This window comes from Paraburkholderia sp. SIMBA_054, from assembly GCF_046534875.1.
Taxonomy (GTDB): domain Bacteria; phylum Pseudomonadota; class Gammaproteobacteria; order Burkholderiales; family Burkholderiaceae; genus Paraburkholderia; species Paraburkholderia hospita.
The window spans coordinates 193,492-206,192 of sequence record NZ_JAWRXV010000008.1 but is presented as its reverse complement, the minus strand read 5'-3'; the positions used below and the strand labels follow the sequence as shown (position 1 = coordinate 206,192).

Annotated in this window: 12 protein-coding genes; 8 read left to right on the top strand and 4 right to left on the bottom strand. The window is 62.3% G+C overall.

The features are described 5' to 3' along the window. Positions 1 to 87: 87 nt before the first annotated feature. From SB822_RS12520 to SB822_RS12505, 4 genes are read left to right on the top strand one after another with little or no spacing between them, the layout of a single operon-like run. Entirely contained in the window at positions 88 to 1,164 is a 1,077-nt protein-coding gene (locus tag SB822_RS12520; protein WP_410854809.1) for an LLM class flavin-dependent oxidoreductase, read from the top strand. Between the two features lie 20 nt (positions 1,165 to 1,184). Beyond that, positions 1,185 to 2,000 (top strand): class II aldolase/adducin family protein, encoded by an 816-nt coding sequence (locus SB822_RS12515; protein WP_410854808.1) that lies wholly within the window; start codon positions 1,185 to 1,187, stop codon positions 1,998 to 2,000. After that, positions 2,000 to 2,596 carry a cysteine dioxygenase gene (locus tag SB822_RS12510; RefSeq protein ID WP_410854807.1) on the top strand — a complete coding sequence of 199 codons (597 nt, stop codon included), beginning with the start codon at positions 2,000 to 2,002 and terminating at the stop codon, positions 2,594 to 2,596. Before SB822_RS12515 ends, SB822_RS12510 begins: the two co-directional genes overlap by 1 nt. After that, entirely contained in the window at positions 2,593 to 4,200 is a 1,608-nt protein-coding gene (locus tag SB822_RS12505) for a rhodanese-related sulfurtransferase (protein WP_007747615.1), read from the top strand. The genes SB822_RS12510 and SB822_RS12505 overlap by 4 nt, the downstream gene beginning before the upstream one ends. A 29-nt stretch (positions 4,201 to 4,229) precedes the next feature. Here SB822_RS12505 and SB822_RS12500 read toward each other — a convergent pair whose 3' ends face one another. Further along, positions 4,230 to 5,141 carry a LysR family transcriptional regulator gene (locus SB822_RS12500; protein WP_086915215.1) on the bottom strand — a complete coding sequence of 304 codons (912 nt, stop codon included), beginning with the start codon at positions 5,139 to 5,141 and terminating at the stop codon, positions 4,230 to 4,232. 190 nt (positions 5,142 to 5,331) lie between these two features. On the opposite strand from SB822_RS12500, the gene SB822_RS12495 reads away from it, so the two are divergent. The 3 genes from SB822_RS12495 (at position 5,332) to SB822_RS12485 (ending at position 8,129) form a co-directional block, all read left to right on the top strand. Then, entirely contained in the window at positions 5,332 to 6,264 is a 933-nt protein-coding gene (locus SB822_RS12495) for an ABC transporter substrate-binding protein (RefSeq protein ID WP_410854806.1), read from the top strand. Between the two features lie 46 nt (positions 6,265 to 6,310). Continuing rightward, entirely contained in the window at positions 6,311 to 7,516 is a 1,206-nt protein-coding gene (locus tag SB822_RS12490; protein WP_086915217.1) for an acyl-CoA dehydrogenase family protein, read from the top strand. A 133-nt stretch (positions 7,517 to 7,649) separates the two neighbouring features. Then, positions 7,650 to 8,129, top strand: a complete 480-nt coding sequence (locus SB822_RS12485) for a hypothetical protein (RefSeq protein ID WP_410854805.1) — start codon at positions 7,650 to 7,652, stop codon at positions 8,127 to 8,129. Between the two features lie 93 nt (positions 8,130 to 8,222). Here the strand turns inward: SB822_RS12485 and SB822_RS12480 are convergent, their stop codons facing one another. Next, complete coding sequence (locus tag SB822_RS12480; protein ID WP_086915219.1) at positions 8,223 to 9,044, bottom strand: alpha/beta fold hydrolase; 822 nt, start codon at positions 9,042 to 9,044, stop codon at positions 8,223 to 8,225. A 308-nt stretch (positions 9,045 to 9,352) separates the two neighbouring features. On the opposite strand from SB822_RS12480, the gene SB822_RS12475 reads away from it, so the two are divergent. After that, entirely contained in the window at positions 9,353 to 9,988 is a 636-nt protein-coding gene (locus SB822_RS12475; RefSeq protein WP_410854804.1) for a DUF1003 domain-containing protein, read from the top strand. 11 nt (positions 9,989 to 9,999) lie between these two features. On the opposite strand, the gene SB822_RS12470 is transcribed toward SB822_RS12475, so the two are convergent. Both SB822_RS12470 and SB822_RS12465 read right to left on the bottom strand, forming a co-directional pair. Then, positions 10,000 to 11,112, bottom strand: a complete 1,113-nt coding sequence (locus SB822_RS12470; protein WP_410854803.1) for a sensor histidine kinase — start codon at positions 11,110 to 11,112, stop codon at positions 10,000 to 10,002. A gap of 509 nt (positions 11,113 to 11,621) precedes the next feature. After that, complete coding sequence (locus SB822_RS12465; protein WP_410854802.1) at positions 11,622 to 12,662, bottom strand: ABC transporter substrate-binding protein; 1,041 nt, start codon at positions 12,660 to 12,662, stop codon at positions 11,622 to 11,624. Positions 12,663 to 12,701: the final 39 nt, after the last annotated feature.

Genomic DNA, 12,701 nt, shown 5'->3' with positions numbered 1-12,701 from the left:
TAGCCTGATTTCGACCTGCAGACGCTTAACGCGTCTGCTTTCACATCCAATCGTCCGTCGAAGCGGAACATACGGCAAGGAGCCAACGTGAGCGTCGAATTCATCGGCATGATCCAGCAGCGCAAGGTATCGGAAACGCATCTGCCCCAAGGCCCCGCGATCGATACCGACTATGTGCGCGCCTTTGCGCAGGCCCACGAGGACGCGGGCTTCGATCGCATACTCGTGCCGCACAGTTCGACGAGCCCCGATGCGACGATCACGATTGCGTATGCCGCGAGCGTCACGTCGCGCGTGCACTTCATGCTCGCGCACCGTCCCGGCTTCGTCGCGCCGACGCTGGCCGCGCGGCAACTGGCTACGCTCGATCATTTCTCTGGCGGACGTCTCGCCGTGCACTTCATCTCTGGTGGCAGCGACGAGGATCAACGCCGCGACGGCGACTATCTCGCGCACGACGAACGCTATGCGCGCACCGACGAATATCTGCAGATCCTGCGACGTGTCTGGACTGAGAACGAACCGTTCGATCATGAAGGCCGCTTCTATCGCTTTGAAAAGGCTTTCTCCGATGTGAAGCCGAAGCAGACGCCGCATGTGCCGATCTATTTCGGTGGCGCTTCGGAGGCTGCGCTCGCCGTCGCGGGCAAGCACGCCGATGTCTACGCGCTGTGGGGCGAATCGAAACAACAGGTCGCGGAACTGATCGCGCGCGTGCGCGCCGAAGCGGCAAAGCATGGCCGCAACGTGCGCTTCTCGGTGTCGTTCCGTCCGATTCTCGCGTCGACGGAAAAGGCGGCGTGGGAACGCGCCGAGCACATCCTCGAAGAAACACGGCGTCTGCGCGTCGAACAGGGCTTTTCGCGCGGCGGCCCGCAACAGAGCGAAGGCGCGAAGCGCCTGCTGGCCGCGTCGGGCGACGGCGTCCGCGCCGACGACCGGCTGTGGACGGCCGTCGCCAAGGAAATCGGCGGACGCTCGAATTCGACGGCGCTCGTCGGGACGCCGGCGCAGGTCGCGCAAACGCTCTCCGAGTATTACGAACTCGGCGTGACGACCTTCCTGGTTCGCGGCTTCGATCCGCTCGAAGATGCAATCGACTACGGGCGCGAACTGATCCCCACGACGCGCGAGTTGACGGCCCGCGTCCGCCGTGCCGCGTGACGACGGGAGCATATAAAAACATGAGCACTGCACTCCACGATACGCCCTCGCTCGCGCTTCGCCAGACGCCCGTGCGCAAGTTCTGGTTCGACGACGACGCCGCGCCGCAGCGCACGCTTGCGCAGGAACGCCGCCATCGGCAAGAGCGCCTTGCGGGCGCATTCCGTCTGTTCGCGCGCTATGGTTTCGCGCAAGGTCTCGCGGGTCACATCACCGCGCGCGATCCCGAATGGACCGATCACTTCTGGGTCAATCCGCTCGGCAAGCATTTCGGCCGCATTCGCGTGTCGGACCTGTTGCTCGTCAACCGTCATGGCGAGATCGTCGTCGGCGAGGGTCCCGTGAATCAGGCGGCATTCGCGATTCACGCGGCTATTCATGAAGCGCGGGCCGACGTCGTCGCCGCTGCGCACACGCATTCGCTGTATGGCAAAGCGTGGTCCACATTGGGACGCAAGCTCGATCCGTTGACACAGGACTCATGCTCGTTCTACGAAGACCACGCGCTGTTCGACGACTTCAGGGGCGTGGTACTCGATACGGACGAAGGCGCGCGCATCGCCGACGCACTTGGCCAGCACAAGGCGGTAATCCTGAAGAATCACGGCATTCTGACGGCCGGGCCGAGCGTCGAATCGGCTGCATGGTGGTACATCGCGCTCGACAACGCCTGCCACGCGCAACTGCTCGCCGAAGCAGCGGGCACGCCGCAACCGATTCCGCACGACATGGCCGCGTTGACGCATCAGCAGGTCGGCCGTCCGGGCGGCGCGCTGCACTCGTTCGAGAGCCTGTATGAAGGGCTCGTCGAAGAGGAACGGGAGCTGCTCGACTGATGGCGATTCACAAACTGCGTCATTTTGTTGGCGAGATCGCGGCGCTCGTCGATGCTGATACCGCTGAACCCGAATTGCTCGAACGTGGCGGGCATGCGTTGCGCGAACTGATCCACGCCGACGACTGGCTGCCCGATGCTTTTGCGCAACCGTCCACCGAGCGTTATCAGCAATACCTGCTGTATGCCGACGTGCAGCAACGCTTCTCCGTGGTCAGCTTCGTCTGGGGCCCTGGACAACAGACGCCGATCCACGACCATACGGTGTGGGGTTTGATCGGCGTGCTGCGCGGCGCGGAACTCGCCGCCCCTTTTACGCGCGACAGCGACGGCACACTGCGCCATGCCGGCGACGAAATACGCCTCGAAAAAGGCGCTGTCGAGGCGGTCTCGCCACAAATCGGCGATATTCACCGCGTGCGCAATGCGTATGATGATCGCGTGTCCGTCAGCATTCACGTCTATGGCGCGAACATCGGCGCAGTGCTACGTTCGACGTACGCGCCCGACGGCCTCAACAAGCCTTTCATCTCCGGCTACTCGAACGAAACCATCCCGAACCTGTGGGACCTCAGCAAGGAACGTCGTCATTCATGAAGTCATATCCTCAGCGCACTTATGAAGACGTACGCGAAGCGCTGCTCGCCAGGCGTGAAATCGCCCTGCTCGATGTGCGCGAAGAAGATCCGCATGCGCAGTGTCACCCGCTCTTCGCAGCGAATCTATCGCTGTCGCGCATCGAACTCGACGCATGGACGCGACTGCCGCGCCGCGACGTGTCCATCGTGCTGTTCGATGCAGGCGAAGGCTTCGCGGAGCGCGCCGCCGACAAGTTGACCTCGCTTGGATACACGAACGTCGCGTTGCTCGCGGGCGGGCTGGACGGATGGATAAGCGCAGGCGGTGAAGTGTTTCGCGACGTGAACGTACCGAGCAAGGCGTTCGGCGAGTTCGTCGAAGCGCACCGGCACACGCCTTCGCTTTCGGCGGAAGCCGTCGATGCGTTGCTGAAGAACGGCGACGATATCGTCGTACTCGACGCGCGCCGCTTCGACGAATATCAGACGATGAACATTCCGGGCAGTATCAGCGTGCCCGGCGCAGAACTCGTGCTGCGCGCGCGTGCGCTCGCGCCGAAGCCGACCACACGTGTGATCGTCAATTGCGCGGGGCGTACGCGCAGCATCATCGGTACGCAATCGCTCGTCAACGCGGGGCTGCCGAATCCCGTTGCTGCGCTGCGCAACGGCACGATTGGCTGGACGCTCGCGGGCCAGCAACTCGAACATGGCAGCGACCGGCGCTTTGATTCGCAAGCGGGACTCGACGCGGCGGACATCGACGCATCGCAGCGTGCAGCACTCGCGCTCGCGCAACGCGCCGGCGTGAGCCGCACCACGCTCGACGAAGCCACGCGCTGGGCCGCCGACTCGTCGCGCACCACCTATCGATTCGACGTGCGCACGCCCGCCGAATACGAACGCGCGCACGCACCCGGCTTTCAGGGCGCGCCGGGCGGACAGCTCGTGCAGGAGACGGACATGTTCGCGCCTGTGCGCGGCGCGCGTGTCGTGCTGTTCGACGACGACGGCGTGCGCGCGAACATGACGGCTTCGTGGCTCGCGCAGATGAACATCGACACCTACGTGGTGGACGCCGCATCGCCGGACGACCTGACGGCAAGCGGCCCGTGGCAAGCTGCGAAGCCGCAGCCTGCTTCGACGCAAACGCTCTCGCCCCAACAACTCGCAGCGCTGCTCGCGGATGAAGCGAGCGGCACAGTCGTACTCGATGTGACGTCGAGCGCCAATCATGTGAAGGCGCATATACCGGGCGCTCACTGGATCGTGCGCTCGCATCTGTCGAATGCCTTCGACGATCTGCGCGCGTTGCCCGATGCGAAACGCTATGTGGTGACGTGTGGAACGAACGCGCTCGCGCCATACATCGCGCCGGAAGTCGCGGCGTTGACGGGCAAGCCGGTGCATGTACTCGATGGCGGAACGTCGGCCTGGGTACGCGCGGGGTTGCCTGTCGAGAGCGGCGATGCGAGCCTGGTTTCGCCGCGCATCGACCGTTACCGGCGCCCCTATGAAGGCACCGACAATGCGCGCGAAGCAATGAACGCGTATCTGGAATGGGAGTACGGTTTAGTCGCGCAACTGGATCGCGACGGCACGCATGGGTTCTTCGTGATCTGATCTGCGCTCGTCGGGCGTTGCCAAAAAGCTCAAGCCGCGCGCGACAAACGCGCGGCCTTGAAGCTCTTTTCGATGCTTTCCGACAGCACCGTCAACGCCGACTGCATCTTGCCGAGCGCGCGCGAGCGCACCATCCACACGGCGATTTCAGGCTTGAAATCACTAAGCTGAATCACGTCGAGTTGCGCCGCGTGCACGCTTGCATCCAGCAGCGGCAACGGCACGAGACCCAGCCCGACGCCATCCGCGACGAGACCGAGTTGAAGCTCGGTGCCGAGCGTTTCCAGATTCAGCTTCAATGCGTATCCCTGCGCGGCAAGCGCATGCTGTAGCCCCGCGCGAAAGCCGCAGCCATCGGGATTCAGCACCCAGCCATACGCCTGGCATTCGGCCAGCGTATGCACGCGCTTTTTCATGCTGCCCTTGCGCGCGACGACCGCCAGCTTCAACGGACCGAGCACCTCGCCTACCAGCGCTTCCGGCAGTGCACGATTGGTGGGCAGCAGCACGACAGCCGCATCCAGTTCACCGTCTTCGACCTTTTGCAGCAGCGGATTGCCCCAACCCGTCGACACACGCGCCTGCAATTCCGGGTGCGCTTCACGTAACGCATGCAAGGCCTTGAGCATCGCGACGTCGGCGACCGTCTGCGCGACGCCGAGACGCAGCACGCCTGCAAGCGGCGCATCATCGGTGACGAGATGCCTGAGGGCTTCGACTTCGCGCACGATCGCGCGGCATTGCTCGTAGACGGCGCGCCCCATCGGCGTCGTCTTCAACGGCTTTGTGTTGCGGTCGAGCAAGGCCACGCCGAGCGCTTCCTCGAAGTTCTGGATGCGGCGCGTCACGGCGGGTTGCGTGAGCGCCAGCGCATTGGCCGCCTGATTCAGCGATTGGCTGCGCACGACAGCGACAAAGGCCTCGATCTCATCGAGTTTCATTGAGTACTTTCCGCTTGATGAAGTATTGACGAATGATGTGTCGAGCTTAGCGTGATTGACGTATCGCATTCAAGGCCGAACACGCATTTCGATCTCGCATATTAGCAAAGCAGAACAATGCGTTTGCCTTATAAAAACCGCCTGCGTATCGTAGGCTTTTCATACTCTCTCGCATCCATCACGATCCATCATGCACCGTCTGCTCGCCCGTCTTCTTCTCATTGCGTTATACGCCGCGCCGTTCGCCACTCATGCCGACACGACCCTCAAGGTTGGCGATCAGCAATTGCAGACGCGCGGCATTCTCGAAGCATCCGGGCAGTTGAAAGACGTGCCGTACAAGATCGAATGGTTCAACTTCCCCGCTGCGCAGCCGCTTGGCGAAGCGTTGAATGCGGGCGCGATCGATGTCGGCGGACTCGGCGACGCGCCGTTGATCTTCGCCTACGCCGCTGGCGCGAAAGTGCGTGCCGTCGCAGTAACGCGCTCGCAGCCCGTCGACCTCGCGATCATCGTCCCGGATCAATCGCCCATCAAAAGCGCCGCCGATCTGAAGGGCAAGCGCATCGCGACGACGCGCGGCTCGATTGGCCATTACCTCGCTATCGCGACGCTGGAGCGTGCGGGCATCAAGCTCTCCGATGTGTCGCTGCGCTTCATGCAGCCCGCCGATGCAAAGGCCGCGCTCGCGTCGGGCAACGTCGATGCGTGGTCCACATGGGACCCGTACGTCGCGCTCGCCGAACAGCGTGATCACGACCGCAGCATCGCAAATGGCGTGAATCTCTCGTCGGGACTGAGCTTCCAGGCCGCAACCGAAGACTCGATCAAGGCCAAGCGCGCGGAAATCGCCGACTTTCTGAAGCGCGTCGCGGCCGGGCAGCGCTGGGCGCTGTCGCATCCCGATGAAGTCGCCGCGATGCAATCGCGCGTCACCGGCTTGCCGCCCGAAGTGTTGAAGACCGTCTATCAGCGCGCGCAACTGCATCCCATCGCCATCGACGACCATGTGGTCGCCGAACAGCAAAAGACCGCCGATCTCTATCACCGCGCCGACGTCATCAAAACGCGGCTCGACGTCGCGCCGAGTTTCGACCGCCAGTTTCCGCTCGATGCGCAGTGATCTCGCGCCGCGCATTGTCTAGCTCCATCGACACACAGAGTCCGATATGACACGCCGCCATCCCGACAGTGCACTCATCGATACCGAGCGCGACGCCGATGCCCTCGAGGCGCTCGCGGATCTCGATAGTCCGCACGCCGATGCCTGGCTCGCTGCATTGACCGATGATTTCGCCGCAAGCGCCGCCGCGCTCGACGCAGGGCCGCATTTTCCACACGACAACCTCGCGAAGCTGCGCCGCGCCGGACTGCTTTCGTTGACGGTGCCGCGCGCGCTCGGCGGCCGCGAAGCGACGCTCGCGCAGACGTTGAAGGTGATACGTGCAATCGCGCGCGGCGAGCCTTCGACGGCGCTGATCGTCGTGATGCAATGTCTCTACCATCTGCGTTTGCAGGCGAATCCCAACTGGCCGATCGCGCTCAAGGAACGCATTGCGCGCGACGCCGTCGAGCGCGGCGCGCTCATCAACTCGCTGCGCGTCGAGCCGGAACTCGGTTCGCCGTCGCGCGGCGGGCTGCCGGGCACCGTCGGCAAACAGGAAAATGACCACTGGATATTGAACGGCCGCAAGCTCTACTCGACGGGCAGCCCGGGGCTGACATGGTTTGCTGTATGGGGCCGCACGGATGAAGCGTCGCCGCGCGTCGGCACATGGCTCGTTCATCGCGACACGCCCGGCATCCGTTTCGGCGAACCGTGGAATCATCTCGGCATGCGCGCGACGGGCAGTCACGAAGTCATCTTCGACAATGTGCGCGTGCCGCTCGATCAAGCGGTCGATCTGCAAATACCCGTTCCAGCCAACGGCATGGACCCTGTCACCAGCCTCTGGATGAACGTGCTGTTACCTTCGATCTACGACGGCGTCGCGCGCGCGGCCCGCGACTGGTTCGTGCATTGGACAGCGCAACGCGTGCCGTCGAGCCTGAATGCGCCGCTGTCGAGCCTCGACAGTTTTCAGCAGACGGTAGGACGTATCGACGCATTGCTCTTCAACAACCGCGTGTTGCTCGACGCGGGCGCGGCCGGCCACGTGAGCGCAACGGAAGCGCCGACGATCAAATACCTCGTGAGCCAGCACGCAATCGAAGCCGTCGAGTTCGCGCTCGAAGCGAGCAGCAACCCGGGTTTGAGCCGCAACAACGCGCTCGAACGCCATTATCGCGATGTACTGTGCGCGCGCATTCACACGCCACAGAACGACACGGTGCTCGGCAATCTCGGCCGCGCGGCATTCGCGTCGCTCCAATAGCGCGACCGTGCAAACCGCTTGAACGTCGTGCCAATTCGACATTTGCGAGCTTCCATTCACCTGACAATGCATTCACACACCGCCGTGCGAGATCGATGCGGCGCCATGCGAATCAGACGATCAGGAGACGGTCGTGAACGATCGAAGCAAACGGTTGACCCTCGTGTCGACGCGGCGCCCAACGGGCACACGCTTGAATGCATTGGAAGAATCGCCTGTTCCTGAACAGTCTGCATGCCCGTTCGATTTGCGAGCCGTATACGATTCCGCACGAACACGCGTCAAGTACTGGAGCGCAACGGGCGCGTTCTGGGGCGGCGCATGGGGCCTGCTATGCGGCCCTACACTCTTTTATTCCGCAACGGGCACGGGACTCGGAGCCGATATCAAACAGGCACTCGCTTCGCTGATTTGCGGCGCCGCAGGTACGATGGTCGGCGCGGCATTCGCTGGCGTCGCAGCGATGCTGACGCGGCGGCGTGCGCACTCCATGCAAGCACGTGCGTTCACTTCGAGTGGATTGCGTATCGTCGACATCAACGAAGCTCGCGCCTACGGCTTGTATAGCGATCATCGCCCGACGCATACAACCAGCGAAGAGCAGGAGCAATAACGCCGTTACCCGTGGCGCAATGGTTTGCGTCACGGGTAACGGCCAGATCCTGTCGGTGCCCGGATAACCGACAGGACTTGCAGGCGTCTGCTGTTATTCCTGAATGAACTGCAGCAGGTCGGCGTTGACGAGATACGCATGCGTCGTGCACATGCCATGCGGCGCGCCTTCGTAGATCTTCAGCTTGCCGTTCGGAACGAGCTTCGACGAAAGCTTGCCGGAATCGTCCAGCGGCACGATCTGATCCGCGTCGCCTTGCAGCACCAGCGTCGGCACGGTCATGTTCTTCAGGTCTTCCGTGAAGTCCGTTTCCGAGAATGCCTTGATACAGTCGTACGCGCTCTTGATCGAGCATTGCATGCCGGCATACCAGAACGCATCGATCGTGCCCTGCGACGGCTTCGCGCCTTCGCGATTGAAGCCATAGAACGGCAAAGCCAGATCCTTGAAGAACTGCGAGCGGTTTTCGATCACGCCCTTGCGGATGTCGTCGAACACCGAGATCGGCAGGCCGCCCGGATTGGCGGGCGTTTTCAGCATCAGCGGCGGCACCGCGGAAATCAGCACGGCCTTGCGCACGCGTTGCGTGCCGTGGCGGCCAATGTAGCGCGCGACTTCGCCGCCGCCCGTCGAGTGGCCGACCAGCACCGCATCCTTCAGGTCGAGATGCTCGATCAGTTCCGCGAGATCGTCCGCGTAGCGGCTCATGTCGTTGCCGTCCCACGGCTGGCTCGAACGGCCATGCCCGCGCCGGTCATGGGCGATCACGCGATAACCCTTTTCCGCGAGATACATCATCTGCGCGTCCCACGCGTCGGCATTCAGCGGCCAGCCATGCGAGAACACGACGGGTTGACCCGAACCCCAATCCTTATAGAAAAGCTGGGTGCCATCTTTCAATACAAACGTAGCCATTACCTGAACTCCTGGATTGATGCCAATTCAGCCGTCGCTCTTCTCGTCGATCCGACGAACGCGACACGGCGAAATACGCACTTCGCGCTGTGCGATCTTTATCGCGGCCAGTGCATCGCGTACCAATCCAGTATCCAGGCTATCGGGAGACGGGCGTTGTGTATCGCCCCGACACTTTGGTATCTGCACGACCATTCGCGTTCGATGCATTTGCGCGCGGCTCGCGCACAGGCCGTGCGGACGTGAACTGCGGCGTGCATTTGCATAACCCGGCGCGGCAACGAAGCTCTACAGTCTGCATACATTCGATGCGCGAAACGATGTGCATCCGTTATTCAATTCCAGCATTCATTCCCACTATCATCATGGAAAGCAACATCAAGGGTCTTGCGTCGCAGGGCGACAAGGCCGCGAATCATATTGAGCACGATGACCAGCCACGCGATCATCTGCGTTTTCACTTTCCTTATGCGCATCTTTCAACCGTCTTCGGCAACGACTGGTTTGCGCTGAAGGCGGAATCGTTCGCACGCTTCTTCGGCACGCCAACGTTTCTGTTGTCGCAAACCTTGATCGTCGCTATATGGATTGGATTGAACGTGTGCGGCGTGACACGTTTCGACGTGTATCCGTTCGTCCTGTTGAATCTGGCGTTCAGCCTTCAATCGGCTTATGCAGCGCCGTTGATCCTGCTCGCTCAGACGCGTCAGGCCGATCGCGACAAGGCGCATGCGGACGCCGACGCGCGTCATCGCGAAGCATTGGCGCTTGCTGCGGAACGGCGCGACAAGGCGCTTGCGCATCAAACCGAGCAAATGCAGGCGCTTCTGCGACAGAACACCGAGCTAACGGAGTTGACGCGCGATCTCACCGAACAGATCGCGCGACTCACGCAGGACGTTCACGAGAAACTCACTCGCGACAAGCACGTGAAAGCAACGTAACCTTGCGCGGCTCACGCCTCGGCAAGAACAGGCACAGGAAGCGCGATTTGCATGCTTGCGCCGTGTGTCGAGGGTGTCACGCACGAGATGGAGCCGCCATGTCCTTCGACAATCGACCGGCAGATCGACAACCCCAAACCCATTCCCTCTGTTTTCGTCGTAAAGAAAGCGCTAAAGAGTTTCGCTGCAACCTCGGGTGAAATGCCCACGCCGGAGTCTTCGACCGTAATAGAGACGCGCTTCCCTTCCTCCATGCGTGTGTGCAACCTGAGTTCGCGCGGCCGGTTTTGAATCGACGACATCGCCTGCAATCCATTGACGGCCAGATTGATCAGAACCTGCTGCAATTGCACGCGGTCGCCGTTCACCGTCAACTCGCCCGGTGACAGGTCCATCTTCACGACAGCGCCGTACCGCTTGACCTCGCGGTCCAGCAAGTCGATCGTTTCGACGACGAGGCTATTGATGCCAAGCGGCGCAAACGTCGGCTCGCTCTTGCTGGCCAGCGCACGTATGCGACGGATGATCTCGCTTGAACGACGCGCATTGCTCACCATGGCTTCGAACGCGTGGCACGCTTCATCGAGATTGGGTGTTTCGCGCCGCAACCAGCGCAGCCCCGCTTCGCCATGCGTCGTGATCGCGGCGAGCGGCTGGCTCACTTCGTGTGCGATCGACGCCGCCAGCTCGCCGAGCATCGTGACGCGCGTGGCATGTGCAAGCTCGGTTGTCGAACGGTTCAGCGCGTCGTGCGTCTGGTTCAGCTCGCGCACCTGCTCCGCAAGACGCGCGGCATCGGCCTGGATGCGCAACGTCAGGGCCGTCGTCGCGATGATCGACAGACAGGCCACCGTGGCGCGTGCGAGTGCGGAGAATGACTCTTCGTCGAGATGCCCGATCAGAAAGCCGATCACCGTTGCCCAGATGCAGGCAATCGCGACGATCAGCGTGCCGCGGCGCGACAGGACGGTGGCCACCAGCATCACGACGATCGAATACAACACCATGATCGCCGCGGCAAAGTGACCGAACGAATCGACCAGAAAGACGATCAACGCCAGTCCGCCCGCGAGCGCCAGCGTCAGAGAGGGGTTCTGCTTGCCGAGAAAAGACACGCGTTCCATGTTCATGTCGAGAGCGGGGAATCGGATTGGTCAAATCGCGCTCTATGCGGGGACGGCAACGCGGCACAAGCCCACGGCGTCCTGCTTTGCAGCGCAGCTCACCCCGAATAGCGGACCGTGCTTCGAACCGCCTCTCGTTGCAGGCGTTTCGAGCATGGCTGTCCGGGCGGGGCGCGATTCTCGCGTTGTGCGTCCCGAACTCTCGTTAACACGTCTCACCGATATTTATTCCAGTGCCAACAGTGAGACGTGCGACTTGACAGGCATTGAAAGCAGAATTGAAGCTGACGCCTGTCGATGGTCGCCAATATGACGCGCGCGCGTAGCGCAAGCTTTCGTCGAGCGGGAATTTTTATCGGATTTGCACGGTGGCGTGGAGGTCGAAGTGAACCGAATTCGACATTGCACCGTCATGAGAGACGTAGTCGTGCTTCGCGGGCTCTGCCGCGAAGCGCAAGCAGCATTGAAACAAACGGCACGTTGCGTGCCGCCAACCAGGCCCCAATCGTTCAGGCGAGCACGTCCGAGAACACGCGGGTCGCGAAACGGTTCGAGTCCGTTCCCGCATTGATCACGCCGACCGACTTCAGATCGTCGGCATACAACGCGATCTCTTTCTTGAACGCGTCGCCGATGGGATGATGATGGTCCGTGTGGCTCTTCAGCATCGCCGTCAATTGCGCGACGTCGGCGCCCGGCGCATTCGACGAGAAGATCGTCGCCGCCTCGGCGGGATGATTCGCCGTCCACTCGGTCGCTTCGAGAAGCGCCTGCGTCAACGCCTGCGCGGTCGCGCGGTCCTTGCGAATCAGCGAGCCGCGCACGCCCAGCACGCAGCACACGCGGGTCGCATACTCGCCGCACAGGTTGTTCGACACTTCCTGCAAATGATCGGTCTCGCGCAGCGTCCAGATGGTCGGATCGCCGTCTGCAATTGCGTGCACTTCGCCCTTTTTCAGCGCCTCGCCGAGCAGCGGCGCGGGGTATTGCCGCCAGTGCACGTCATTGTCGGGATCGACGCCGATCTTCTTGAGCGAGATCGCAAAGAAGTTCTTCGCGGGGCTCGCCATATCGCTCACGCCGACCGTGCGCCCTTTCAGGCCTTGCAGATCGACGATGCCCGACGCTTTCGTCGCGAGCAGCCGCATGCAGCCGCCGTGGATACCCGCCGTCAGCTTCACGTCGAAGCCCTGCTCCAGTGGCTTGATCCAGCGCAGCGCCATGCCGACGCCCGCATCCGATTTGCCCGTGGCGATCGCTTCGAGCAACTGGTCGGTCGAACCGGCGAAGTTGATCAGTTCGACGTCGAGGCCATGCTTGCGGAAGAATCCCTGCTTGACGGCGACGGGCACGGGCGCCGTGCAGATCGCGCCGGCATTCCACGAGAGCTTGAGCGGCTTGAGGTTCTCGTCGGCGACGGCGCGCATGCCCGGCAGGAACGATGCGCCGCCCAGCGCCGCCACACCCGCCGTCCACGCGGTCTTGCGCAGCCATGAGCGGCGTGATGCGTTGGCGGGCGTTGGATGGTCAATCTTGTCGTCGGTTTTCATGTCGTTGTTTTCCCAATGCATAGTGTGGTTGTGTGCAGC

Excerpts from the sequence above, each read along its gene's own strand:
- SB822_RS12515 (WP_410854808.1), top strand. The coding sequence starts at position 1,185 with ATGAGCACTGCACTCCACGATACGCCCTCGCTCGCGCTTCGCCAGACG.
- SB822_RS12510 (WP_410854807.1), top strand. The coding sequence starts at position 2,000 with ATGGCGATTCACAAACTGCGTCATTTTGTTGGCGAGATCGCGGCGCTC.
- SB822_RS12505 (WP_007747615.1), top strand. The coding sequence starts at position 2,593 with ATGAAGTCATATCCTCAGCGCACTTATGAAGACGTACGCGAAGCGCTG.
- SB822_RS12500 (WP_086915215.1), bottom strand. The coding sequence starts at position 5,141 with ATGAAACTCGATGAGATCGAGGCCTTTGTCGCTGTCGTGCGCAGCCAA.
- SB822_RS12495 (WP_410854806.1), top strand. The coding sequence starts at position 5,332 with ATGCACCGTCTGCTCGCCCGTCTTCTTCTCATTGCGTTATACGCCGCG.
- SB822_RS12490 (WP_086915217.1), top strand. The coding sequence starts at position 6,311 with ATGACACGCCGCCATCCCGACAGTGCACTCATCGATACCGAGCGCGAC.
- SB822_RS12480 (WP_086915219.1), bottom strand. The coding sequence starts at position 9,044 with ATGGCTACGTTTGTATTGAAAGATGGCACCCAGCTTTTCTATAAGGAT.
- SB822_RS12475 (WP_410854804.1), top strand. The coding sequence starts at position 9,353 with ATGCGCGAAACGATGTGCATCCGTTATTCAATTCCAGCATTCATTCCC.
- SB822_RS12470 (WP_410854803.1), bottom strand. The coding sequence starts at position 11,112 with ATGGAACGCGTGTCTTTTCTCGGCAAGCAGAACCCCTCTCTGACGCTG.
- SB822_RS12465 (WP_410854802.1), bottom strand. The coding sequence starts at position 12,662 with ATGAAAACCGACGACAAGATTGACCATCCAACGCCCGCCAACGCATCA.